We start from the raw sequence: 23,021 nt of genomic DNA on the forward strand, positions 1-23,021 counted from the left end.
CTCTACAGTGGGCCCATGGGAGTCAACCAACGGGCACAGATCGTGATGTCCGACACCGAGATCACCGATTTCTTGCAGCGCAGCCGGATCGCGACGCTGGCGACCATCGGCCCGAAGGGCACGCCGCACCTCACCGCGATGTGGTACGCGCTCATCGACGGCGAGATCTGGTTCGAGACCAAGGCCAAGTCGCAGAAGGCGGTGAACCTGCGCCGCGATCCCCGGGTCACCTGCATGGTCGAGGCGGGCGACACCTACGACCAGCTCAGGGGCGTGGCCATCGAGGGCCGCGCCGAGATCATCGAGGACGCCGGGAAACTCTTCGCCGTCGGCGTGAGCGTCTGGGAGCGCTACACCGGCCCCTACAGCGAGGAGGTGCGGCCGATGGTCGAGGCCATGCTGCACAAGCGGGTCGCCGTGCGGGTCGTGCCCGAGCGCACGCGCAGCTGGGATCATCGCAAGCTCGGCCTCCCGGCCATGCCCCTCGGCGGCAGCACCGCGCGGGCGCTGGACTGACCCGCCCGCGCCCGGGTCGCGCGACGCGCCCGAAATCCAACTGACACAACCGCCCCGCACCGGCTAGCGTCGGGGTGTTCGACAGGAATCGGCCGGGCAGCGCCGCCCGCGAGGACGCGCTGCGCGACCGCGACGACGAGGAGCAGCGATGGCGGATTCGGGTAAGTCCAATGGCGCCGACGAGGTGAAGCGCAAGTTCCGGGAGGCACTGGAGCGCAAGAACCAGCAGAACGCCCGCGCGGCAGACCACCTCGACGGGCGGTCCAAGGCGTCCGCGGCACACACCGCGGTCGGCCACAAGCGGGAATTCCGGCGCAAGAGCGGATAGTCCGCGCAGACGGCGAAGGCCCTCCAGCAAGATCGCTGGAGGGCCTTTCTTTTGCGCCCGTTCGGGTCGGACGAGTCGAGGGGCACACGGGTCTCGGCGAACCCCGCCGGGTCGGCTTCTCCGGCAGCTGGACATCCGGGACCGGCGAAGGCGTCATGCCGCCGACAGCAGCCCGATATCCGGAGTAGCGCGAACAGCCACGTCGCGGACCGAGCCACGAGCGCGGCCGCACCGGCGCACGCCGTGTCCGCGAGCCCGATCCGCGGCTCTACACGAAATCCACAACTGAGTGCGCTGTATCTCGGAGGGCCCTGGCCGTAACCCGATCACTTGGGCATCCCACGCTGCCGTCGCGGCGAAGCGAGCACGTGGCTCGCTGAGTCGATCCCATCAGCCGCAGCTCGCAGGCGGGGCGTAGACCTCGCCGCAGGCCCGGGGGCGAAGCGCTCCGGGCGGGGGTGAGCACCCCACAAGACATAGTGAAACGAGAAAGGCCCATGCTCTATGAGCATGGGCCTTTCATTCGCGTAGCCCCGACGGGATTCGAACCCGCGCTACCGCCTTGAGAGGGCGGCGTCCTAGGCCGCTAGACGACGGGGCCAGGACTGCTTCTCACTGTCGCGAGGAGCGCCGTGGTGATCTTTCGATCAGGAGGCTCGGCTAGCTTAACCGGCCGAGGCCCGGCGACCAAATCGCCAGGTGTTGATTGATTTCGGCCGCGAACCGAAGTCGAACAACCCACTCCGCTGGGGTACCAGGACTCGAACCTAGAATGGCTGAACCAGAATCAGCTGTGTTGCCAATTACACCATACCCCAATGACCAGGCGTTCAGCCTCGCGTCTGGATGACTCGAGACCGTGTTCCGGGCCGAGAAGAAGAGTACCAAACGGGTGAGGGTGAACTACAAATCGCCTGGTCAAAGCCATGTTTTCAGCCTTCGGACGCGTCCGGGCCCGCTTCTTTCCAGTGCAACGCCGAGCGCAACCGGTCCAGGGTGACGCCGCGGCCGAGCAGTTCCAGCGATTCGTACAGCGGCGGGCTGATATGCGACCCGGTGACCGCCACCCGCACCGGCGCGAAGGCTTTGCGCGGTTTCAGACCCAGATCATCGATCAGCGCCTTTTTCAGCGCCTCTTCGATCGCTTCGGCGGTCCAGTCGGTCAACGGCTCCAACACGGTAATAGCGGACTGCAATACCTCGGCGGCGCCGGAACCGAGATTCTTGGCACCCGCGGCGGGGTCGATGGCGAACTCGTCCGCGGGCGCGAACAGGAAACGCAACAGTTCCCAGGCGTCGGACAACACGACGATCCTGGTCTGTACGAGTTCCGCCGCCTCGGCGAACACCTTCTCGTCGATTTCCGCGCCGATATGCCCGTGTTCGGTGAGATACTCCCGCAGCCGGTGAGCGAAATCACCCGGCGCCAGCAATCGGATGTGCTCGGCGTTGAGCGCGTCCGCCTTCTTCTGGTCGAAACGGGCCGGATTCGAATTTACTTTCGAGATATCGAAGGCCTCGACCATCTCCGCCATGGAGAAAACATCGCGGTCCTCGGACAGTCCCCAGCCGAGTAGCGCGAGATAATTCAGCAAACCTTCAGGAACGAAGCCGCGGTCGCGGTGGGCGAACAGATTCGACTCCGGATCACGCTTGGACAACTTCTTGTTGCCCTGACCCATGACGAAGGGCAGGTGACCGAACTCGGGAGTGAATTCGGCGACCCCGATCCGGCGCAGCGCGGCGTACAGCGCGAGCTGGCGCGGCGTCGAGGAGAGCAGGTCCTCGCCGCGCAGCACGTGGGTGATCCGCATCAGCGCGTCGTCGACCGGGTTGACCAGGGTGTACAGCGGATCGCCGTTGCCACGGGTGAGCGCGAAGTCCGGCACGCTGCCCGCCTTGAAGGTGGTCTCGCCGCGCACCAGATCGTTCCAGGACAGGTCTTCGTCGGGCATTCGCAGCCGGATAACGGCAGGGCGGCCCTCGGCCCGGTAGGCCTCGATCCGCTCGGGCGTCAGATCGCGATCGTAGTTGTCGTAACCGAGCTTCGGATCGCGTCCGGCGGCACGATGGCGAGCTTCGACTTCCTCCGGTGTGGAGAACGATTCATACGCCTCACCGGCCTCCAGCAAACGCCGAACCACGTCCAGGTGCAGATCTTTTCGCAACGACTGACGATATGGTTCGTAAGGGCCGCCGACCTCCGGCCCCTCATCCCAGGTGAGCCCGAGCCAGCGCAGCGCGTCGATAATCGCGCGGTAGGATTCCTCGGAATCGCGTGCGGCATCGGTGTCTTCGATCCGAAAGACGAATGTGCCACCGTGGTGGCGGGCATAGGCCCAGTTGAACAGCGCCGTCCGGATCAGGCCGACGTGCGGCGTTCCGGTCGGTGACGGGCAGAATCGGACCCGTACTTCAGTCATGGCTCTCTTTCGATCAGCGTTTGGCGGCAACGGGATTGGTGAGTGTTCCGATGCCCTCGACGGTCACCGACACCTGCTGGCCCTCGCGCATCGGGCCGACGCCCTCGGGGGTGCCGGTGAGGATGACGTCACCGGGCAGCAGCGTCATCACGGTGGTGACCCACTCGATGAGCTTCGGAATGTCGTGCAGCAGAAGCGAAGTACGACTGCGCTGGCGCACCTCGCCGTCGAGCTCGGTGACGATCTCCAGATCCGAAGGGTCCAAGGATGTTTCGATCCAGGGGCCGAGCGGGCAGAACGTGTCGTAGCCCTTGCCCCTGGTCCACTGGCCGTCGTGGCGCTGCTGGTCGCGGGCGGTCACATCGTTGGCGGCGGTGTAACCCAGCACCACGTCCAGCGCGCGGGCGGCGGGCACGTCCTTACAGGGGCGGCCGATGACGATCGCCAGCTCCCCTTCGTAGTCGACCTGAGATGAACTGGGCGGCAGGATGATCGGGGCGTTCGGACCCACGATCGCGGTGTTCGGCTTGAGGAAGATCACCGGGTCGGCGGGGGCGGGCCCGCCCATCTCGGCGGCGTGGGCGGCGTAGTTCTTGCCGATGCAGACCACCTTGCTGGCCAGGATCGGCGCGAGCAGCCGCACGTCGGCCAGCGGCCAGCTCCGGCCGGTGAACGTCGGTGTGCCGAACGGGTGTTCCGCGATCTCCTTGGCCACGCTGTCGCTTCCGTCACCCTCGATGCTGACGAAGGCGACCCCATCGGGACTGGCAACTCGACCTAGACGCATGCCCGGAGTCTATCGACCCGCCGTCACCAGCCCGAACGCGCCCGACCGAGTGGTCGGATCCCACGCGGACGCGGCCGTGTCCGCGCTGTGGGGAGTCCGACAGCCGCTGCCGTCGAATCGAGCGGCCACCGGGTGTACCGTGAGCGAAGCAGTTCATAAGATGGGAAGATAATCCCAAATAATGAGATTCGAGGTGGGCCGATGGCGACCGTTACGCAGATCGACGAGGTTCGGCGCTGGTCCATGCTCGGTCTCGGCGTGTTCGCCCAGGCCTCCAGCGCGGTCTTCATCCACGGCGTCCCGTTCCTGCTGCCCGCGCTGACCGATCGCGGCATGCCGCTGGCGACGGCAGGCCTGCTCGTGGCCATGCCCACCGTCGGCCTGGTGTGCACCCTGATCGCGTGGGGCTACCTGGTCGACCGGATCGGCGAACGCAAAGTGCTGATCGGCGGTCCGCTGCTGATGCTTGCGGCCGGGTGCGCCGCGGCCACCACGACCGACGACATCGCGCTGGGTGCGCTGCTGTTCCTCGGCGGCGTCGGGGCGGCGAGCACCAATGGCGCCAGCGGCCGGGTGATCGTCGGCTGGTTCCCGCCGCACCGGCGCGGGCTGGCGATGGGGATCCGGCAGACCGCGCAGCCGCTGGGCGTCGGCGTCGGCGCACTGGCGATTCCGGCCGTCGCCGCCGCCCACGGCGTGCCCGCGGCCATCCTCGTTCCCGCGCTCATGGCGGGCGTGGCGGCCGTGGGCTGTCTGGCAGGCATCGTCGATCCGCCGCGCCCCGCCGGTTCCGCCGCCGATCCGGCGTTGCGCGCCAATCCCTATCGCGACGACGCCACACTGTGGCGCATCCATCTGGTCTCGGTGCTGCTGGTCGTCCCGCAGGGCACGGTGTGGACCTTCGCGCTGCTGTGGTTGCACCGCGACATCGGCTGGTCCCTGGCCGCCGCCGGTGCGCTGGTGACGGTCACCCAGATTCTGGGCGCGCTGGGCCGCATCGGCGCGGGTGCGTGGTCGGATCGGGTCGGCAGCCGGATGGGGCCGCTGCGCACCGTCGCCGTGGCCGCCGTGCTCTCGATGGCCGCGCTGGCGCTGACCGCCTGGACCGAGTGGTGGTGGGCGGCCATCCCGCTGCTGATCGCCACGTCCGTGATCACCGTCTCCGACAACGGTTTGGCCTTCACCGCGGTCGCCGAGATCGCGGGTCCGTACTGGAGCGGCCGGGGCCTCGGCATCCAGAACACCGGCCAGAACCTGGCCATGGCCGCCGTCCCGCCGGTGTTCGGCGCGCTGATCACCGCGAGCGGCTTCCCCGCCGCCTTCCTGCTGGCCGCCGTCACGGCTGTCGCGGCAGTCCCCCTCGTCCCGCGAGACGCCGACTAGGCCCGCGCCCCGACCTCTCGCCCATCCCGGCCGAAGGGCGCCCAAGGACACGAGACGCTCTCGACCTCGGCACCACCGATCTGCCGGAACCCGACGGCCCAGCCGCAAGCCTGGCCGAACCGCGCCGAATTCTCCTGTCGAGGGCCCTCACCGCGCCCCGCCCTCGACCCACCGATCCGCCGGAACCCGACGGCCCAGCCGCAAGCCTGGCCGAACCACGCCGAATTCTCCTGTCGAGGGCCCTCACCGCGCCCCGCCCTCGACCCACCGATCCGCCGGAACTAGATGACACAGCAGTAGGCGGACCGCAAGGGCGGCCGAGCCGTCCCGAAGTTCCCAGTGATCCGGTCATTTTCGGATCTCGTCGTCGCCATCGATCTACCAGGAGCTTCGTCGCGCGGCCGAAGTCGAACCGCGGACAAGGCCGAGCCACGCCGGAGTGACGTAGCAGGCGAACTCTCGCGATGTCGTGGCCCGACCGGGGACCGCTTCGCGCGGCGATCGGTCTCACACTGGCGACGCTGATGTCCGAGACAGCGGTCGAGGCGCGGGTGCGTACCGAGACCGAATGCGGAAAGGCCCCATTCCCATGGGGGAAAGGGGCCTTCCTGAGGCACGGTCAGAGGGTGGCGGCGATCCGGTCGCCGATTTCCACGGTCGACGCGGCTCCCGAGCGCGACTCGAGGTCCTTGGCCACCGCCGACTCGACGCGCGTGGCCGCCTCGGTGTCGCCCAGGTGGTTGAGCAGCAGGGAGACCGAGAGGATCGCGGCGGTGGGGTCGGCCTTGGACTGGCCCGCGATATCGGGGGCGCTGCCGTGCACCGGCTCGAACATGCTGGGGTTCGTCCCGGACGCGTCGATGTTGCCGCTGGCGGCCAGGCCGATGCCGCCGCTCACGGCCGCGGCGAGGTCGGTGATGATGTCGCCGAAGAGGTTGTCGGTGACGATCACGTCGAACCGGCCCGGGTCGTTGACCATGTGGATGGTGGCGGCGTCGATGTGCTGGTAGGCCGTGGTGACGTCGGGGAATTCGGCCGCGACCTCGTCAACGGTGCGCTGCCAGAGCGAGCCCGCGAAGGTGAGCACGTTGTTCTTGTGCACCAGCGTCAGGTGCTTGCGCCGGGCCTGCGCCTTGGCGAAGGCGTAGCGCACCACGCGCTCGATGCCGAAGCGGGTGTTGGTGCTGACCTCGGTCGCCACCTCGTGCGGGGTGTCCACGCGGATCGCGCCGCCGGTGCCGGTGTAGGGCCCCTCGGTGCCCTCGCGCACGACCACGAAGTCGATGTCGGGATTGCCCGCCAGCGGGCTGGTCACGCCGGGGAACAGCTTGGACGGCCGCAGGTTCACGTGGTGGTCCAGCGCGAACCGGGTGCGCAGCAGCAGGCCGCGTTCGAGCACGCCGCTGGGCACCGACGGGTCGCCGATCGCGCCGAGCAGGATGGCGTCGTGCTGCTTCAGCTCGGGCAGCACCGAGTCCGGCAGGATCTCGCCGGTCGCGTGGTAGCGGCGCGCACCGAGGTCGTACTCGGTCTTCTCGACGCCGGGCACGACCACGTCGAGCACCTTGAGCGCCTCGGCGATGACCTCGGGCCCGATCCCGTCACCCGGGATGACAGCAAGCTTCATGACAAATGCTCCGTTCGATGTTGCCGGTCGCGGCCGCCGCATCATGCGGCCCAGAGGCGACCGTCGGGTGCGCACGACATTCCGGCCGGGTGACCGCAGCACCGTCACGGTACTCGGCGCGGCCGGATCGCCGAGCACCGGGCGCGAGCACGCGGCGCACCGCGAACTCGTCCCGATTCATGCGCCGGTGGCGCGCCGGACGAGCGACCGGCGCCGCGCACGAGCGCTTCGCGCGCGGCGCCGATTCCGCTTCGGCCGGGGCATCGCGCCCCGGTGGGATCAGGACAGGTCGACCTGGACGACCTTGGCCGCGCCGACGGATTCGGCGATCGCGGCCTGCACGTCGGCGGGCACCTCGCGGGCCACGCGAAGCACGACGGTGGCGCCTTCCTTGTCGACGTCCTGGGTCAGCTGCGCGGCCAGGATGTCGACCTCGGCCTCGCCGAGCTTGGTGCCGATCCGGCCCAGCGCGCCCGGCCGGTCCTCGTAGTTCAGGATGGCCAGGTTGAGGCCCTCGGCGCGCATGTCGTAGTTGCGGCCGTTGATGTTGACGATCTTCTCCACCAGCTGCGGCTCGGTCAGCGTGCCCGCCACGTTCAGGGTGCTGCCGTCGCCGAACACGGCGCGCAGGTCGACGACGCTGCGGTGGCTCGGGCTCTCCGAGGCCGTGGTGACCTCTGCGGTGATCCCGCGGTCCTTGGCCAGCGCGGGCGCGTTGACGAAGGTGACCTGGTCTTCGACCAGCGCGGAGAAGATGCCGCGCAGCGCGGACAGCTCCAGCACGCCGACCTCCTGGGCGGCCAGCTCGCCGCGCACCTGGATCTCCACGCTGACCGGCAGTTCGTTGGACAGCGCGCCGAGCAGGGCGCCCTGCTTGCGGACGATGTCCAGCCAGGGGGCGACCTCTTCGCCGACGGTGCCGCCGGTGACGTTCACCGCGCCGGGCACGAACTCACCCGCCAGCGCCAGCAGCACCGACTTGGCGACGTCGGTGCCCGCGCGGTCCTGGGCCTCGGAGGTGGAGGCGCCCAGGTGCGGGGTCACCACGACCTGCGGCAGATCGAACAGCGGGCTGTCGGTGCACGGCTCGGTCTCGAACACGTCCAGGCCGGCGGCGCGCACGTGGCCGGACTTGATCGCCTCGGCCAGGGCGGCCTCGTCGACCAGGCCACCGCGGGCGGCGTTGACGATGATCACGCCCGGCTTGGTCTTGGCGATGGCCTCCTTGCCGATGAGGCCCTTGGTCTCCGGGGTCTTCGGCAGGTGGATCGAGATCAGGTCGGCGCGCTCGAGCAGCTCGTCGAGGGTCAGCAGCTCGATGCCGAGCTGCGCGGCGCGCGCGGGCGACACGTACGGGTCGTAGGCGACGATCTTGGTCTCGAAGGCGGCCAGGCGAGCGGCGAAAAGCTGGCCGATGCGGCCCAGACCGATGACGCCGACGGTCTTGTCGAAGATCTCGACGCCGTTGAACTTGCTGCGCTGCCAGGTGCGCTCGCGCAGGGTGGCGTCGGCGGCGGGAACCTGGCGGGCGGCGGCCAGCAGCAGGGTGACCGCGTGCTCGGCGGCGGTGTGGATGTTCGAGGTGGGCGCGTTCACGACCATGACACCGCGCTCGGTGGCGGCGGGCACGTCGACGTTGTCCAGGCCGACGCCCGCGCGGGCGACGATCTTCAGGTTCTTCCCGGCTTCCAGGACCTCGGCGTCGACCGTGGTCGCCGAGCGCACGAGCAGCGCGTCGACCTCGGGCACCGCGGCCAGCAGGGCCGGGCGGTCGGGTCCGTCGACCCACCGGACCTCGACACCGTCACCGAGCGCGTCGACGGTCGACTGGGCGAGCTTGTCGGCGATCAGAACTACAGGACGGCCTGCTTGGCTCACGTGGAGTACTCCTGGGGAATGGGGTCGGCAATTACCGCCGAACAGCTTAGTGCGCGCGATTTCCACCCCCGCTACCACCTGGTAGGCGGGCGTCCTCAGTCACCCTCCTGGTAAAAATATGAAGACCGGTCTACAGTCGACGCATGGGCGTCAAAGGCACCGAAACCCGCGGCAAACTCGTCGACGCGGCCCGCACGCTGGTGGAGCGGCACGGTTATTACGGTGCGGGGCTCAACCAGATCCTGGCGGCCAGCGGCGCGCCACGTGGGTCGTTGTATTTCCACTTCCCCGGCGGCAAGGACGAATTGGTCGCGGCGGCGATCGCCCAGGCGGGCAAGGAGATCACGGCGCTGATCGACACGATCGAGCCCGGCGACGCCGGCGCGGCCGCGAGCATGCTGCTGCGTGCGTTCGGCGACCGGCTGGAAGCGTCCGGTTGGCAACAGGGCTGCCCGATCGCCACGGTGGCCTTGGACGTCGCGGCCGGGAACGACCCGATCCAAGCGGAGTGCGCCGCCGCGTACGCCGCATGGGAACAGGCGTTGCGGCTGCGGCTGCGCGCCGACGGTCGCGCGAACGCCGACGATTTGGCCGCCACCGTGCTGGCGATGGTCGAGGGCGCGTTATTGCTTGCCCGCGCCCAACGCAGTCGTGAACCCCTGGAACGGGTGGAACGCACGCTGCGCACCCTGATCTGACCGCGGATGTCCCGCCGAGTCTTTCCACGTGTCCACAAAATATGTAGACCGGTCTAGTAAGGAGAAGTCATGTCCGACAGCATCGTGTTCGGAGCCGCCGGGTTCCTCGGCCGCAACGCGGTCGCCCGTTTACTCGAGCAGGGGCATTCCGTCACCGCCGCCTTGCGGCCGGGCAGCGAGGAGCGGCTGACCGGATGGTTGCGCCGCCGAGGGGTCGACGCGAGCGGGCTGGAGATCGTCTCGTGTGATGTCACCGCACCTGACCTCGGCCTGCCCGCGGGGTTCGATCCCTCCGGCATTCGCGACGTCTACAACTGCGCCGCCCGCTTCGCCTTCGGGCTCGCTCGTGAGGACGCGTACGCGGTCAATGTCACCGGCGCGCTGCGGGTGCTGGAGTGGGCCGCCGCCCGGCCCGAGCTTCGACGCGTCGTGCACATCACCGGATATCGGATCACCGTCGAGGAATCCGAGGAGCAGCATTACGAGAGGGGCGCTTACGGCGCTTCGAAGTTCGAATCGGACCCGCTGCTGCGCAGCCGGGCGGCGGAGCTCGGCGTCGCGCTGACAATCGCGAATCCGAGCAGCGTGATCGGACCCGGTCAGTACGTCGGGCTGTCGAGCGTCGTCGAGGACCTGTGGAACGGACGGCTCCCCGCCGTCCCCGGCGGCCCCGCGAGCTTCGTGCCGATCGTCGACCTGGACTACTTCACCGATTTCTTGATCAGCCTGCCCGCCCTGCCGGATACCGCGGGTCGCTCCTACACGGTTCTGGATGATCGAACACCCGAGCTTCCGAAGCTGATTCGCCTGCTTGCCGGGCATCTCGGCGTCCGCGCGCCGCGCTTGTCCATTCCGGTCGGCGTCATCGCGAAACTTCCGCGCGCGCTGACCGGCGCCGATCCGGAAACAATGACGTTCATCGCCGAGGACCGTTACGACACATCGGCGGCGCAGGACGTGGCCCGCCGTGCCGGGCTCACCATGCCTCCGACCGAGGCGACCTTGCTGACGTGGGCCGACCATCTGGTGGCCAGCCGGTTCGGCGCGGTGGCCGACGATCCGACCGCCGGCTTCGTCGACGGCGTATGGGTGAGTGGCGAACGGAGCCGACCGGACTATGTTCTGGTGCACGGCCTTCCGCTCGACGGTGAGTCGTGGAACGAGGTGCGCGCCGAGTTGGACGGGCCGAGCCTGGTGGTCGACCTGCCGGGCTTGGGGCGCTCGGCGCCCGGCGATACCGATGCGGTGTTGCCGAAACTGCTCGCCTCCGTCCGTAGCCGTCCCGTGCTGGTCGGCCATTCGCTCGGCTGCGGTCCGGTGCTGCGGTACGCGGCGCGGCATCCCGAGCGGGTCTCCGGGGTGGTGCTGGTGGCTCCCGCGTTCCTGCAACCGCGGTCCGGCCCGCTGCTGCGCTCACCATTGGCCGCGGTGGCGATGCGCCGGATGTCGGCCGGTTCCCTCGCCGATCGGCTCGGCGTGCCGGAGAGCGCCGCGCTCGCGAGCGCCGCGGCGAACCTGCGCAGGCCGGGCGTCGCCGCACGAACCGTCGCCGCTCTGCGCCGCGCGAGCGCCCCCGCGCGGCGCGAGAAGTTGCGCGCCCTGCTCGCGCGGATCGAGGTGCCGGTGCGGATCGTCACCGGTTCGGCCGATCCGTTGACGGTCGCGACCGCACGCGACTCGATCGCGATACCGGACACGGGCCACTACCCACAGTTGACCCATCCCGCGCGGCTCGCGGCCGAGATCGCGCGAGTCCGCACTGTCGAGGCGCTGCACTGATCAGGGCCCGCACCGTAGGTCGCCTGCGCTACCGAGGGCCGGACCGCAACGGCGTCGCCGACGCAATGGCATGCCCGAGGTCGCCTGCGAACCGGGAGCCGGACAGTTCGTTCCGCCGTGCGGTCCCACACAGCGGCGGGCCCCAACACCATTCGGTGCGGGGGCCCGCTCGGTCACGCCTCGGGTCGGCGTGGGACCCGGTCGATCTCCTCGACCGTCACGTCGGTCAGCGGCCGCCGAAGGAACCCGTCCACAGGGTGTCGACGAGGCCGTGCAGCGCGGCGCCGAGCGTGTCGAAAAGACCGTTCACAGCAGCGCTGCCGGTGTCGATGATAACGGGGATCATGGAAATACCTCTTCCTCGAAAAATTATCCAGTCGAACTGGCTGACACGGGGGACATCGGCGGCGACTCGGTGGCGGTTACAAATTTCGATAATATGGAGATGCAGACCACATATACGTACGATAGTGGTCTGCGGCACATGAGATAGCGGCTTTGAGCTGCGATTCTAGTCATACGTCCAGGTCGGAAGCCCAATCCGGGCCGCTAATTTCCCTCGCTAACCGACGCGTAGACAAAGTCGAAACGAGTTTTCACTACCCCAGCAATAGGGGCGTATGAACAATCATTCGGCACGACCTTTCCGAGCTGACCGATAGAGCTTCCGAATAACTCTCCGTAACCCTGTTCGGCGGCTCCGAAAATCAGCCGCGCCATGTCGGCACGGGGATTCGGTGACCGACGCGATCCCGATCGCGGGGTAGGTCAGGAAGCGTCCACGGTGACCAACGGCACACCCTCGGTCCCCTTCGTGGCGGCCACCGCGCGGGAGAACGCACGCACCCGCTGGGTCTCCCGGTGGCGGTGCCACACCAATCCCAGCCGGGACTCGGCGATCCCGGTCACCGGCACGAAGGTCACCGGCCGCCTGCGGTGCGATTCCGCGGTCGGGTGGCACAGCAGCATCGCGCCGCGGCCGGCCGCCACCGCGGCGAGGCCCTCCTCCAACGTGCCGACCTCCGGACCGGGGCGCACCGTCCAGCCCTCCGGCGTCACATCCAGCGTCTGCGCCCTGCGCCAGTACTCCGGCGCCGGGGCGCGCACTGCGACCATGGGGACCTCGGCGATGTCCTCGACCGACAGTGCGGCGCGTCCCGCGAGCGCATGCGAACTGGACACCGCGAGCGTCTGCGGCTGCCCCGCGAACACCGATCCGAGCACCAGATCACGCTCACCCATCGGCAGCTCGTCGCTTCGTTCGGGCCCGTCGCGCCTCGCCCGTGAGGCGGCGAAAAGCAGCTGCGACAACCCTTTTCGGCACCTACCATCACGTTCATGTCTTTGCGCGCGATTCCGGCTTCGATGGACCCGGCGGTGGTCGGGTCCATCGATCGTGAGCTGGACCGGGTCGAGCGGGAGCACCGGGTGTCGATCCGGTTGGCGATCGAGAGCGGTAGTCGCGCTTGGGGATTCCCGTCTCCGGATTCGGACTACGACTGCCGGTTCGTCTATGTCGCGACACTGGAGACCTACCTGTCCCCGTGGCGCACCCGCGACGTGGTGGAGACGCCGCTGACGGACCTGCTCGACGTGAACGGCTGGGATCTGGCCAAGGCGCTACGGCTGCTGGTGCAGGGTAACGCGGTGCTCATCGAGTGGCTGATGTCGCCGATCGTCTATCGCGGCGACGAGGATTTCCGCGACCGATTGCGCGCGGTGGCCGATGAGGTCGCCGACCGGGACAAGGTCGCGCGGCACTATCTGCACCTGGGCACCAAGCAGTGGGCGCTGTACGAGCGCACCGGATCGTTGAAGAAGGTGTTCTACGCGCTGCGGCCTGCGATGGCGCTGCGGTGGCTGCGCGAGCATCCCGCGGCGGCGGTGGCGCCGATGCATCTGCCGACGCTGCTGCGGCAGTGCGAGCTGCCTGCCGAGTTGACGGCGGCGGTGACCGAGCTGACCGACCTGAAGTCGCGGACCAGGGAGATGGGCAGCGGGTCGGTGCCCGCGCCGATCACCGGGTTCATCGCCGCCGAATTCGCCTGCGCCGCCGAAGTGTTCCGCAGGTCCGGGGGCCGCGACCACATGCGGGCCCGCGCGATCACCGCGGAGTTCTTCCGCTCCGAGGCGCTGGCGGGCTGAGCGGCGCGAAGAGGTCTACGAGGCGGCTTTCCGCTCGTCGGCTTCGTTCGACTCGGCGACCGCGTCGGCGTAGGCCTGGGCGAGTCGTCGCGTCGCGGTCGGACGATCCGGGTCTGGGCGCGGGATGCCGAGGTGGCTCTCCCGTAGCTCGTCCATGAAGTCCGCCCACAGCCGCGGACCGCCCGCCTCGAGCAGTTCGGCCCGCACCCGAAGAGTCCGGGTGGTCGGGCGGTGCCGCAATCCCCACGCGCCGAGCTGCGCCATGATCGGCACCAATTGGATGGCCGGTTCGGTGAGCCGGTATTCGGCTTTCTGACCGGGCCGGGTGTCCGCGCGGCTGAGCAGCCCCGCCGCCACCAGGCGCTTGAGCCGATCGGACAGGATGTTGGAGGCGATGCCCTCCTCCGAGCCGGCCAGCAGCTCGCGGAAGTGCCGCCGGTCGCCGAACATCACGTCGCGCAGCACGAGCAGCGTCCACCGATCGCCGATCACCTCGATCGTCGCGTTGATCGGGCACCCCGAACGTCCGTCCTCGCGCACCCGGCACTCCTCTCGGTCCGACAACTACTGCTTGCAATATACAACCGGTAAGCCGTACACTGCGCACAACCAGTTGCGAATTGCAATCACTTAGCGGAATGAGCGAACCGTTGCCCGAGCTGCGCGTACACAACCTCGCGATCTAACTGGACGGCTACGTCGCCGGTCCGAACCAGGGGCCGGATTCACCCACGTGACCTTCACCCGCTCCGCAGCGTGCAAACGTCCCGAACAGGGGAAAGGCCCCGCACCCATCCCGGTGCGGGGCCTTTCGAAGCTAAAGTCGCGATCAGAGAACGCGGACGTCCTGGGCCTGCGGACCCTTCTGTCCCTGGCCGATCTCGAACTCCACGCGCTGCCCCTCATCGAGGGACCGGAAACCCGAGCCGCTCACAGCCGAGTAATGCACGAAGACGTCGGGCCCCCCGCCGTCCTGTGCGATGAAGCCGAAGCCCTTCTCGCTGTTGAACCACTTCACAATGCCTTGAGCCATTTCATACTTTCTGTAGACGAGCCAGGTAGGTGTTATGAGATGCCCTGGCCTCGTAGATCAACGATGCCACGATCCGACGAATTACTCACGTTCCGCGCCACCAACTGTGAGCTAACGCTCACGACGACGCTCGGCTCCGTCGTGCGCGACGCTCGCTCAGGGGGCTGGGTCTGTCACCTCCCACGTTCGGTCGGGTCCCGGTCCGTGCGATTTCGCCGGGCCCATCAGGCGGATACCCGCACTTCGCCTCGAATAACGTCCGCCGCCGTGCCCGGTCGAGCACACCCCACGCGGAGGGGCCACCCGCGCCCGGCATCATGGGACTCCTTCTTCGACGCGGTTCGGCACCGATGCGCAATGGCTACCAATTAGCTTGTGCCACAACTGATTTCAGTGTACCGGACGCAGAATACGACAAGTCAGCCTACGTCCGGGGCGCACCGCCTGCACCGTTCTTTAAGTTCTGTTCACGGCCGGAGGTAGCGCACCTGGCGCGGTTTCGTCTCGTCGTATGCGGCACGGCCGGGCAGATGCTCCGGCACTCCGACCTCCCACCAGGCGCCCGCGTCGGTCCACGCCGACGGCTGCGTCCGCACGACGAGCACCGCCGGCCGGCGCTCGGCCCTCGCCGCCGCCCTCGCCCGCGGGTAGGCGGCACGGAATTCGTCCAGGCCGGAGGCAGTGAAAACCGAACATCCCAGCGCGGCGGCGTGGGCGGCGAAATCGACACGGGGCGGATGTTCGTGCGTGGTGTGGCAGTCGGCGTAGAAATTGTTGAACGGCTCGCCGCCCTGCCCCTCTTGCAGCCGGGCGATCACGGCGTACCCGTCGTTGTCGCAGACCACGGCGATGAACGGATGCCCGGCGAACGCCGCGGAGAACAGTTCCGAGTTCAGCATCAGATACGAGCCGTCGCCGAGCAGGGTCGTCACCACGCCTTCGTCCCGCGCCATGGCCGCGCCCCACGCACCCGCGAGCTCGTAGCCCATGCAGGAGAAGCCGTACTCCACGTCCATCGTCGGTGCGCCGCCGGTCGCCCGCCAGCCGCCGACGAGTTCACCGGGCAAGCCGCCGGAGGCCGTCATCACGTAATCGCTCGGCTCGCTCAGGTCGTTCACGGCGCCCACTACCTGGGCATAACTCGGCGCGCCTTGGGTCGGTGCGCGCAGTTCGTCGATACGCGCGTCCCAAGAGCCGCGCAGTTCGGCGGCTCGCGCGGTCCAGTCGGGGTCGGCTCGCCATTGCCCCACCTGCGCGGCCAGCTCGCGCACGGTGGCCTCGGCGTCACCGACCACCGCGCGGGCGCCGTGCTTGACCGCGTCGAAGCGCGCCACGTTGATCGTGACCAGGCGAACGTCCGGCGCGAAAACCGTCCAGGACGCGGTGGTGAAGTCCTGTAACCGGGTCCCGACCGCGAGGATCAAGTCGGCTTCGGCCGCCATCGCGTTCGCCGATGCCGAGCCGGTGATGCCGAGCGGGCCCGCGAACAGCGGATGCTCGTGCGGCACGAGGGTGCGGCCCGCGGTGGTCTCCACGACCGGGAGGCCGTGGCGCTCGGCGAATTCGAGCACGGTGGCCCCCGCGCCCGAATAGCGGACGCCGCCACCGAGCACCAGCAGCGGACGGCGCGCCGAGCGCACTGCGGCCACGGCGTCGGCGAGCGCTCGCCGATCGGGGCGCGGCCGCGCGAGACGGTGCACCACCGGCTCGAAGAGCGCGTCGGGGAAGTCGTAGCTCTCGGCCTGGACGTCCTGCGGGAGCGCGAGGACGACCGGACCGGCATCCGCCGGATCGGTGAGCACGCCCACCGCCTGCGGCAGGGTCGAGATCAGCTGCTCCGGGCGGGTGAGGCGGTCGAAGTACCTGCTCACCGGCCGGAACGCGTCGTTCACCGTGACGGTCGGGTCGCCGAAGTGCTCGACCTGTTGCAAGACCGGGTCCGGTGCCCGCCCGGTGAAGGTGTCGCCGGGCAGCAGCAGCAACGGCAGCCGATTCGCGTGCGCGACGCCCGCCGCCGTCACCATGTTGAGCGCGCCGGGACCGATCGATGAGGTCACGGCGCCCACCTGACGCCGGTGGGCGGCCTTCGCGTAGCCGACGGCCGCGAGCGCCATCCCCTCTTCGGTATGCCCGCGCCAGACCGGTAGTTCGGCGCGCCGCTCGTGCAGCGCGGTGCCGAGGCCGAGCACGTTGCCGTGGCCGAAGATCGCGAACACGGCGGGGAACAATGGCGCCTCGCGGCCGTCGAGCGTCTCGGAGCGCTGGGCGATCAGCCAGGCCACCAGCGCCTGCGCCGTGGTCAGTCGCATCCCGTCCGTCCTTCGTGCGAGGTGACCGGGCAGCGCGGATCGAGGGGCTCGGAGTCCCAGCGCGCCCGCACCCAGCTGTGCGCGGGGTCGTCACAGAACGCCATCGATCGCTCCGGCGCGGGACCGGCCAATACGTTGAGGTAGTACATGGGGTACCCGGGCGCAGCGACGCACGGGCCGTGATAGCCGCGCGGGATCAGGAAGACGTCACCGTCACGGACCGCCACGTTCTCCTCGACCGTGCCGTCGGCCGTGTAGGTGCGGTGCAGGCCGAATCCCTCGCGCGATGGTGTGATCCCGTCCCGTCCGGCGATGCGGAAGTAGTAGATCTCCTCGTTGACGACTTCGCAAGCACCGGCCGAGTCGTGCTTGTGCGGCGGGTAGGACGACCAGTTGCCGTCCGGGGTGATCAACTCGCAGGCGTTGAGTTTGTCCGCGTGCTCCCACACGCCGGGTATGCCGAAGTTGGTGACCTGGCGCGTCGCGCGTCCAGCCCCGCGGACTTCGACCGGCGCCTGCTCGGCGGGGCCGTATCGCGGCTCCAGCCGTTTCGTGCAACGGGCCATCGGAAGCGCCACCTCCAGGTCGACACCCTCGGCCGTCAGCCGCACCTCGGCGTCTCGCGGGACGTAGGCGAAATCCGTGACCCGGGCGAAGACCGAATCCCGCCCGGCCAGCGTGAAGGTCGCGCCGTCCACGCGCACCGTGCACGCTCCGGCCAGCGGCAGGACGAACGCCTCGAACTCGCCCGTCCGAACGATCCGCGATTCGCCCCCGCCGATCCGCAGCACCCGCAGGCCCGCGTAGGTCCATCCGGCGTCCTCGGGGGTCAGCAGGATCGGGTCACCGTCATGGCGCAATGTTCCTTCGGGACGATGCAGGGTCATCACACCTCCTCGATACAGATTCCCCGGATACCCTCCGTCCGATCGCTCCGTCGGCAGACGAATTCGACCGCCATGTGCGCGGAAGGCCACCACCAGAGCCGCAGCTGCGACCGCGGCGTTCTCGAGGCGGCACGAACCCGCGTCGCGAACGCCACGGTGTGTCCGGTTTCGTCGACAAGCGAGCGGCACTTCTTGCTCGCGGCCGTGCCGACGCCCAGACGTACCCGAGGGGGTTGCCGCGCGTCATCGGGCTTCCTTCAACAGGCGGGCGGCGCTCTCGACCGCCCGGGCGACATCGCCGTCCGGCGGGTACAGCAGGGTGCGCCCGACGACAAGACCGCGGACCACGTCGTGGCCGAGCGCCCCGCCCCACAGCGCGCGATCCACCGCCGAGTCTCCGGACGGCGCTCCGCCCAGCACGAGAACCGGCAGCGTGGTGGCGTCCAGCACCGAGATGTCCTGTGGTGCGGGGATCTTCAGCCAGGTATAGGCCGAAGTAACGCCGAGCCCCGAGGCCACCGTGATCGCCCGCGACAGCGAGACGGCGTCGTTGCTCATCACCAGCGCACCGGATTCGTCCCGGTGGTACGGCAACGGTTCGACCATCGCCATCAGCTCGTGCGCCGCCAGTTCCGAGACCGCCCGCGCGCAGGCTTGCAGGGTCGGCACGGTGCCCGCGTCGGAATCGACCAGGCGCAGCAGCATCTTGCCGCCGTCGAGCCGGAACCGCGCCAGAGAGTCCGCGTCGTATCCGGTGAAGCGGTCGTCGATCTCCCACTCCGCGCCCGCCAGCCCGCCCCGGTTCATCGACCCGATCACGACCTTGTCGTCCAGGGCGTCCAGCAGCAACAGTTCCTCGACTACATCCGGCGAGCCGAGCACACCGTCGACGTCCGGGTCGGCCAGCGCGATCAGCAGCCGTTCCAGCAACGCGCGCCGATCCGCCATGGCGGTACGGTCCTCGCCGACACCGAGCGCGCCGCGAGCAGGGTGATCGGCGGCGACCAGGAACAACGTCTGCTTACCCGCCAGCAGGTCGGCGCGGCGCAGCCGTTTCGCGTAGGCCCGCTCGACCGCGGCCGGGTCTGTCGCACGCACATGGAGCAACTCATGCCAGCGTTCGTCGGTCACATGCATGGCGGCTCCTTCTTCCGCGCTCGATACCGGCCGGCTCCTCTGATCTGCGCCCCGCTCAGCGGCACAGCAGGCTCTCCACTCCGTGCCCCGCCCAGCGGCACAACAGCGGTTCCCCGATCTGCCCTCGGTTCAGCCGCACAGCTGCTCCTCCAATCTGCGCCCCGCTCAGCCGTACGACGGTGTCTCCACTCCCTCCCGGGCGCACCCGCACAGCGGTACCTCCACTCCGCGCCCCGCCCAGCCGCACAGCGGCTCCGCCGACCCGCGGCTCACCCACAGCAGTTCCTCGATTCCCACGCCGGTTCAGCCGCACAGCAATTCCTCGATCTCCGCCGCCGTGGGCATCGCATCCGCGCAGGCCAGACGCGCGGCGACCAGCGCGCCCGCCGCGTTGGCATAGGTGGCGACGCGCCGTGGGTCCCAGTCCGAGAGCAGGCCGTGGATCAGCGCGCCACCGAAACCGTCACCCGCGCCGAGCCCGCACACCACCTCCACGCGGCACGGCGGCACCGTCCAGCGTTCCTGGGCGGTGGCCACCAAAACGCCGTCACCGCCCTGCTTGATCACCGCGAGGCGCACCCCCCGCGCGAGCAGCCGATCCGCCGCCGTCTCCGGGTCGGCGGTCCCCACCGCCACCTCGACCTCGGTACGGTTGCCGACCACCACGTTCACGTGGTCGACCATCCACCCGATCTCGGCTCGCGCGGTATCCACATCTGGCCAGAACATCGGCCGGTAATCCAGATCCAGCACCGTGTGCCCCCGTCGTGCGCGGCGCCGCAGAACCTCCCGCTGTGTACTGCGGCCGGGTTCCGCGCTCACTCCGGTGCCCGTGACCCACAGCAGCGGCACGGCATCCACCACATCCCAGGGCACTTCGTCCGGGGTGAGGGTGAGGTCCGGCGCGATCGGCGCACGGTAGAACAACAGCGGCGGATCCGACGGCGGCGTCAGCTCGCAGAAGACGACGGGCGTCTGAAGGTCCGGCGCGGTCGTCACGTAACGGGATGAGACGCCGAAGTCCTCCAGCGACGTGCGCACGAAGTCGCCGAAGCCGTCGGGGCCCACCTTGGTCAGCACCGCGGAACGACGGCCGAGCCGGGCGGCGGCCACGGCGACGTTGGTGGCGGTGCCGCCGAGGAACTTGGCGAAACTGCGCACCCGCGCCAGGGCGACGCCGCTCTGTTCGGGATACAGGTCCACCCCGACGCGACCGATCGTCAACGCCTCCAGCTCGCCTGCCCGCTCGTTCACGGCGTCACCACACGCTGCAATTCGTGCTGCAATGCCTCCAGTTCCGCCCCGCCTGCCATCTGGCGGGTCAGCTCCGGCAGGTCGATCTCCGATTTCTCGTACGCGCCGAGCATCGCGCCCCGCTTCAGCAGCAGGAATCGGTCGCCCACCGGATAGGCGTGGTGCGGGTTGTGCGTGATGAGCACCACGCCGAGCCCGCGTTCGCGCGCCTGCACGACGTACTTCAGCACCACCCCGGCCTGTTTGACGCCCAGCGCCGCGGTCGGCTCGTCGAGGATCAGCACTTTCGCGCCGTAGTGCACGGCCCGCGCGATAGCGACGCACTGCCGCTGGCCGCCCGACAGCGTGCCGACCGGCTGTTCCATATCCCGGATCTCGATACCCATGTCGGCCAACGCCGTCCGCGCGATCTCACAGCCTTTCTTGCGGTCCAGCAGCCGGAAGGGACCGTATCCGAAGGTGGGCTCGGACCCGAGCACGAAGTTGCGCCACACGCTCATCAGCGCAACCACCGCGAGATCCTGGTAGACCGTGGCGATGCCGCGATCCAGCGCCGCCCGCGGCGAGGCGAACCGGACCGCTTCGCCCTCCACACGCAGTTCGCCGCGGTCGTGCTGGTGCACCCCGGCCAGGATCTTGATCAGCGTCGATTTGCCCGCGCCGTTGTCGCCGAGCACGCAGGTCACCTCGCCCGCGTTCACCACCGTGGACACCTCGCGCAGGGCGACGACGCCGCCGTAGCTCTTGCCGAGGTCGACCGCCTCGATGAGGGAAGTCATCGGCGCACCCTTTCGGCTCGTTTCTGGAATCTATTGTTGACCAGCACCGCCGCCAGCAGCAGCACACCGAGGAACAGCATGAACCAGTCGCTGTCCCAGCGCGCGAACACGATGCCCTGGCGCGCCATGCCGAAGATCAGCGCGCCGATGGCGGCGCCGACCGCCGAGCCGAAGCCGCCGGTGAGCAGGCACCCGCCGACCACGGCGGCGATGATGTAGTGCAATTCGAGCCCGACGCCCTGGTTGGCCTGCACGCTGGCGAACCGCAGGATGTTGCAGGAACCCACCACCCAGCCCGCGAACGCGGTGCCCATGAACAGCAGGATCTTGGTGCGGTCGGCGGGCACACCGACCGCGCGGGCGCTCGGCAGCGCACCGCCGACGGCGAAGATCCAGTTGCCGAACCTCGTGCGGACCAGGATCGTCGCGGCGATGGCGGTGAGCACGATCCACCAGAGCACCGAAGCCTGGATGCGCGCTTCGCCGATGTCGAGGGTCGAGGCGAAGACCCACCCCGCCGATTGGTAGCCACCCGCGCTCCGCACGCCCGACACCTGCACCGTGTCGGTCACCAGGCGCGTCACGCCGAGGTTCAACCCTTGCAGGGCGAGGAAGGTGCCCAGCGTGACGATGAAACTCGGCAGGCCGGTGCGCATCACCACCCAGCCGTTGAACGCGCCGACGGCCAGCGCGAAGACCATCGATGCCAGCAGCGCGAGCCAGACGTTCCATCCGGCGTGCACCGCCAGCAACGCGGTGACCAGCGCCGTCGAGGCCGTCATCACGCCCGCCGACAGATCGAACTCGCCGCCGATCATCAGCATCGCCACGGCCACCGCCATGATGCCCAGCGTGGAGGCGTCGTCGAGCCAGGTCGCGACGCCGAGCGGGCTCAGGAACCGGTCGGTGACCAGCGAGAAGAACACGAACACCAGCAACGCGCCGAGCGCAGCGCCGATCTCCGGCCGCACGGCCAGACGTTGCAGCGGCGAGAGGCCAGGACGGTCCTGCGTCGAGTCGGATGCTTGTGTGGCAACGGTCATTTCATCCACCTCAGCGCGTGCCCTGCGCGACGAGCGCGGCGACGGCGTCCACATTGTTCTTGTCGACGAAACCGGGCCCGGTCTGCACCGGCGCGCCGCCTCCGACGGTGTTCAGGTTCGTCCGGTACAGCTTCAGCAACACGATCGGAAGATAACCCTGCTCGTACTGTTGCTGATCGACCGCGAACAGCAGCTTTCCCGCCCTGATCGCCTCCACCACATCGGCATTCAGGTCGAAGGTCGCGACGGTGGCGGGCGACCCGGCCTCCCGGACGGCGTCGACAGCGCGTGCGGCGACCTGGGAGTTGAGCGTCAGGACCGCGTCGATGGACCGGTCGGCCTCCAGCGCGCCCTTGATCCTCGATTGCGCGTCGGTCGGATTATTGATGTCCACCTGGAGCGTGGTCGCGGTGCCGAACACCTTCGTCGCGCCGGCGCAACGCTCGTTCGCGCCGATATTGCCCGCCTCATGGATGACGCACAGCATCTTCCCGCGCCCGGCTTCCGCGAGCCGTCTGCCCGCGGCCTGCCCGGCCAGCGATTCACTCTGCCCCACATGGACGAACGCGCCGAACCGCGCGCTCTCCGACTCCCCCGAATTGATCGTCACCACCGGAATGCCCGCGGCGACAGCCTTTTCGACCGAGCGCCGAAGCGCCTCGGGATTGGCCATGGACACGACGAGGCCGTCGACGCCTTGCGCCACGGCGTTGTCGATCAGCTTCGCCTGCTGACCGGGATCACCGGAGGCGTTGTACTCCACACGGATCCCCAAATCCTTGCCCGCGGCCTCCGCGCCGTTCTTGACGACGTTCCAGAACGCGTCACCGGGGCTGCCGTGGGTCACCACCGCTACCGATCGCACCGTGCCGACCTCGGTCGGCGCCTGTGACGGAGCGGGCGCGTCGGCGCCGGGGCCGCTGCATGCCGCCAGGAGTGCGGCGGTGGCGATCCACGGCAGCATGCGGATCCGGTGCCGCGGGGTCGCGCCGCGTCGTGCTCGCAGAAGCATCCG

At 69.0% G+C, this 23,021-nt stretch carries 20 protein-coding genes and 2 tRNA genes; 6 read left to right on the top strand and 16 right to left on the bottom strand.

The features are described 5' to 3' along the window. Positions 1–15: 15 nt before the first annotated feature. Together NG1_RS10700 and NG1_RS10705 are read left to right on the top strand one after the other, a co-directional pair. Positions 16–516 (top strand): PPOX class F420-dependent oxidoreductase, encoded by a 501-nt coding sequence (locus tag NG1_RS10700; RefSeq protein ID WP_062969882.1) that lies wholly within the window; start codon positions 16–18, stop codon positions 514–516. A 148-nt stretch (positions 517–664) separates the two neighbouring features. After that, a complete protein-coding gene (locus tag NG1_RS10705) occupies positions 665–844 on the top strand; it encodes a DUF5302 domain-containing protein (RefSeq protein WP_062969883.1) in 180 nt (59 codons plus the stop codon). A 528-nt stretch (positions 845–1,372) separates the two neighbouring features. On the opposite strand, the gene NG1_RS10710 is transcribed toward NG1_RS10705, so the two are convergent. The 4 genes from NG1_RS10710 to NG1_RS10725 all read right to left on the bottom strand — a co-directional run bounded on the left by NG1_RS10710 (position 1,373) and on the right by NG1_RS10725 (position 4,054). Further along, positions 1,373–1,445 (bottom strand) — tRNA-Glu (locus NG1_RS10710). Between the two features lie 145 nt (positions 1,446–1,590). Next, a tRNA-Gln gene (locus tag NG1_RS10715) sits at positions 1,591–1,662 on the bottom strand. A 114-nt stretch (positions 1,663–1,776) separates the two neighbouring features. Next, positions 1,777–3,267, bottom strand: coding sequence for a glutamate--tRNA ligase (gene gltX, locus NG1_RS10720; protein WP_062969884.1), 1,491 nt, complete (start codon positions 3,265–3,267; stop codon positions 1,777–1,779). A gap of 13 nt (positions 3,268–3,280) precedes the next feature. Beyond that, the gene (locus NG1_RS10725) at positions 3,281–4,054 is read right to left on the bottom strand and encodes a fumarylacetoacetate hydrolase family protein (protein WP_062969885.1); all 774 of its coding nucleotides are present in this window, start codon (positions 4,052–4,054) and stop codon (positions 3,281–3,283) included. Between the two features lie 201 nt (positions 4,055–4,255). On the opposite strand from NG1_RS10725, the gene NG1_RS10730 reads away from it, so the two are divergent. Then, complete coding sequence (locus NG1_RS10730) at positions 4,256–5,437, top strand: MFS transporter (protein ID WP_062969886.1); 1,182 nt, start codon at positions 4,256–4,258, stop codon at positions 5,435–5,437. A gap of 619 nt (positions 5,438–6,056) precedes the next feature. Here the strand turns inward: NG1_RS10730 and NG1_RS10735 are convergent. Next, entirely contained in the window at positions 6,057–7,064 is a 1,008-nt protein-coding gene (locus tag NG1_RS10735; protein ID WP_062969887.1) for a 3-isopropylmalate dehydrogenase, read from the bottom strand. 279 nt (positions 7,065–7,343) lie between these two features. After that, positions 7,344–8,942 carry a phosphoglycerate dehydrogenase gene (gene serA, locus NG1_RS10740; protein WP_062969888.1) on the bottom strand — a complete coding sequence of 533 codons (1,599 nt, stop codon included), beginning with the start codon at positions 8,940–8,942 and terminating at the stop codon, positions 7,344–7,346. Between the two features lie 143 nt (positions 8,943–9,085). On the opposite strand from serA, the gene NG1_RS10745 reads away from it, so the two are divergent. Next, positions 9,086–9,640 carry a TetR/AcrR family transcriptional regulator gene (locus tag NG1_RS10745; protein ID WP_062969889.1) on the top strand — a complete coding sequence of 185 codons (555 nt, stop codon included), beginning with the start codon at positions 9,086–9,088 and terminating at the stop codon, positions 9,638–9,640. Between the two features lie 69 nt (positions 9,641–9,709). Beyond that, positions 9,710–11,419, top strand: coding sequence for an alpha/beta fold hydrolase (locus NG1_RS10750; protein WP_062969890.1), 1,710 nt, complete (start codon positions 9,710–9,712; stop codon positions 11,417–11,419). A 768-nt stretch (positions 11,420–12,187) separates the two neighbouring features. On the opposite strand, the gene NG1_RS10755 is transcribed toward NG1_RS10750, so the two are convergent. Next, positions 12,188–12,661 carry a LysR substrate-binding domain-containing protein gene (locus NG1_RS10755; RefSeq protein ID WP_084498840.1) on the bottom strand — a complete coding sequence of 158 codons (474 nt, stop codon included), beginning with the start codon at positions 12,659–12,661 and terminating at the stop codon, positions 12,188–12,190. Between the two features lie 96 nt (positions 12,662–12,757). Here NG1_RS10755 and NG1_RS10760 point away from each other — a divergent pair, with 96 nt between their 5' ends. After that, a complete protein-coding gene (locus NG1_RS10760; RefSeq protein ID WP_062969891.1) occupies positions 12,758–13,564 on the top strand; it encodes a nucleotidyltransferase domain-containing protein in 807 nt (268 codons plus the stop codon). Between the two features lie 15 nt (positions 13,565–13,579). On the opposite strand, the gene NG1_RS10765 is transcribed toward NG1_RS10760, so the two are convergent. From NG1_RS10765 to NG1_RS10805, 9 genes are all read right to left on the bottom strand, one after another. Further along, positions 13,580–14,104, bottom strand: coding sequence for a winged helix-turn-helix transcriptional regulator (locus NG1_RS10765; RefSeq protein WP_040868436.1), 525 nt, complete (start codon positions 14,102–14,104; stop codon positions 13,580–13,582). A 289-nt stretch (positions 14,105–14,393) separates the two neighbouring features. Continuing rightward, positions 14,394–14,597, bottom strand: coding sequence for a cold-shock protein (locus NG1_RS10770; protein ID WP_014987157.1), 204 nt, complete (start codon positions 14,595–14,597; stop codon positions 14,394–14,396). Positions 14,598–15,064: 467 nt separating this feature from the next. Then, positions 15,065–16,906: a 3D-(3,5/4)-trihydroxycyclohexane-1,2-dione acylhydrolase (decyclizing) gene (gene iolD / locus NG1_RS10775; protein WP_062969892.1), complete on the bottom strand. Its 1,842-nt coding sequence runs from the start codon at positions 16,904–16,906 to the stop codon at positions 15,065–15,067. Then, positions 16,897–17,793 (bottom strand): 5-deoxy-glucuronate isomerase, encoded by an 897-nt coding sequence (gene iolB, locus NG1_RS10780; protein WP_062969893.1) that lies wholly within the window; start codon positions 17,791–17,793, stop codon positions 16,897–16,899. The genes iolD and iolB overlap by 10 nt, the downstream gene beginning before the upstream one ends. Before the next feature lie 243 nt (positions 17,794–18,036). Beyond that, the gene (locus tag NG1_RS10785) at positions 18,037–18,930 is read right to left on the bottom strand and encodes a Cgl0159 family (beta/alpha)8-fold protein (protein ID WP_062969894.1); all 894 of its coding nucleotides are present in this window, start codon (positions 18,928–18,930) and stop codon (positions 18,037–18,039) included. A gap of 303 nt (positions 18,931–19,233) precedes the next feature. Then, complete coding sequence (gene iolC / locus NG1_RS10790; protein ID WP_218018953.1) at positions 19,234–20,184, bottom strand: 5-dehydro-2-deoxygluconokinase; 951 nt, start codon at positions 20,182–20,184, stop codon at positions 19,234–19,236. Further along, the gene (locus tag NG1_RS10795) at positions 20,181–20,963 is read right to left on the bottom strand and encodes an ATP-binding cassette domain-containing protein (RefSeq protein ID WP_062969895.1); all 783 of its coding nucleotides are present in this window, start codon (positions 20,961–20,963) and stop codon (positions 20,181–20,183) included. The genes iolC and NG1_RS10795 overlap by 4 nt, the downstream gene beginning before the upstream one ends. Beyond that, on the bottom strand, positions 20,960–22,006 hold the full coding sequence (locus NG1_RS10800; RefSeq protein WP_062969949.1) for an ABC transporter permease: 1,047 nt from the start codon (positions 22,004–22,006) through the stop codon (positions 20,960–20,962). The genes NG1_RS10795 and NG1_RS10800 overlap by 4 nt, the downstream gene beginning before the upstream one ends. Before the next feature lie 10 nt (positions 22,007–22,016). Beyond that, entirely contained in the window at positions 22,017–23,018 is a 1,002-nt protein-coding gene (locus tag NG1_RS10805; RefSeq protein ID WP_084498841.1) for a sugar ABC transporter substrate-binding protein, read from the bottom strand. Positions 23,019–23,021 lie beyond the last annotated feature (3 nt).

It is taken from the genome of Nocardia gamkensis NBRC 108242, assembly GCF_001612985.1.
Lineage (GTDB): Bacteria > Actinomycetota > Actinomycetes > Mycobacteriales > Mycobacteriaceae > Nocardia > Nocardia gamkensis.

Coding starts and splice junctions, on each gene's coding strand:
- NG1_RS10770 (WP_014987157.1), bottom strand. CDS start 14,597: ATGGCTCAAGGCATTGTGAAGTGGTTCAACAGCGAGAAGGGCTTCGGC.
- NG1_RS10700 (WP_062969882.1), top strand. CDS start 16: ATGGGAGTCAACCAACGGGCACAGATCGTGATGTCCGACACCGAGATC.
- NG1_RS10750 (WP_062969890.1), top strand. CDS start 9,710: ATGTCCGACAGCATCGTGTTCGGAGCCGCCGGGTTCCTCGGCCGCAAC.
- NG1_RS10755 (WP_084498840.1), bottom strand. CDS start 12,661: ATGGGTGAGCGTGATCTGGTGCTCGGATCGGTGTTCGCGGGGCAGCCG.
- iolB (WP_062969893.1), bottom strand. CDS start 17,793: ATGACCCTGCATCGTCCCGAAGGAACATTGCGCCATGACGGTGACCCG.
- NG1_RS10760 (WP_062969891.1), top strand. CDS start 12,758: ATGTCTTTGCGCGCGATTCCGGCTTCGATGGACCCGGCGGTGGTCGGG.
- gltX (WP_062969884.1), bottom strand. CDS start 3,267: ATGACTGAAGTACGGGTCCGATTCTGCCCGTCACCGACCGGAACGCCG.
- NG1_RS10805 (WP_084498841.1), bottom strand. CDS start 23,018: ATGCTTCTGCGAGCACGACGCGGCGCGACCCCGCGGCACCGGATCCGC.
- NG1_RS10745 (WP_062969889.1), top strand. CDS start 9,086: ATGGGCGTCAAAGGCACCGAAACCCGCGGCAAACTCGTCGACGCGGCC.
- NG1_RS10725 (WP_062969885.1), bottom strand. CDS start 4,054: ATGCGTCTAGGTCGAGTTGCCAGTCCCGATGGGGTCGCCTTCGTCAGC.
- NG1_RS10785 (WP_062969894.1), bottom strand. CDS start 18,930: ATGCATGTGACCGACGAACGCTGGCATGAGTTGCTCCATGTGCGTGCG.
- NG1_RS10730 (WP_062969886.1), top strand. CDS start 4,256: ATGGCGACCGTTACGCAGATCGACGAGGTTCGGCGCTGGTCCATGCTC.
- NG1_RS10795 (WP_062969895.1), bottom strand. CDS start 20,963: ATGACTTCCCTCATCGAGGCGGTCGACCTCGGCAAGAGCTACGGCGGC.
- NG1_RS10705 (WP_062969883.1), top strand. CDS start 665: ATGGCGGATTCGGGTAAGTCCAATGGCGCCGACGAGGTGAAGCGCAAG.
- NG1_RS10800 (WP_062969949.1), bottom strand. CDS start 22,006: ATGACCGTTGCCACACAAGCATCCGACTCGACGCAGGACCGTCCTGGC.
- iolD (WP_062969892.1), bottom strand. CDS start 16,906: ATGCGACTGACCACGGCGCAGGCGCTGGTGGCCTGGCTGATCGCCCAG.
- NG1_RS10735 (WP_062969887.1), bottom strand. CDS start 7,064: ATGAAGCTTGCTGTCATCCCGGGTGACGGGATCGGGCCCGAGGTCATC.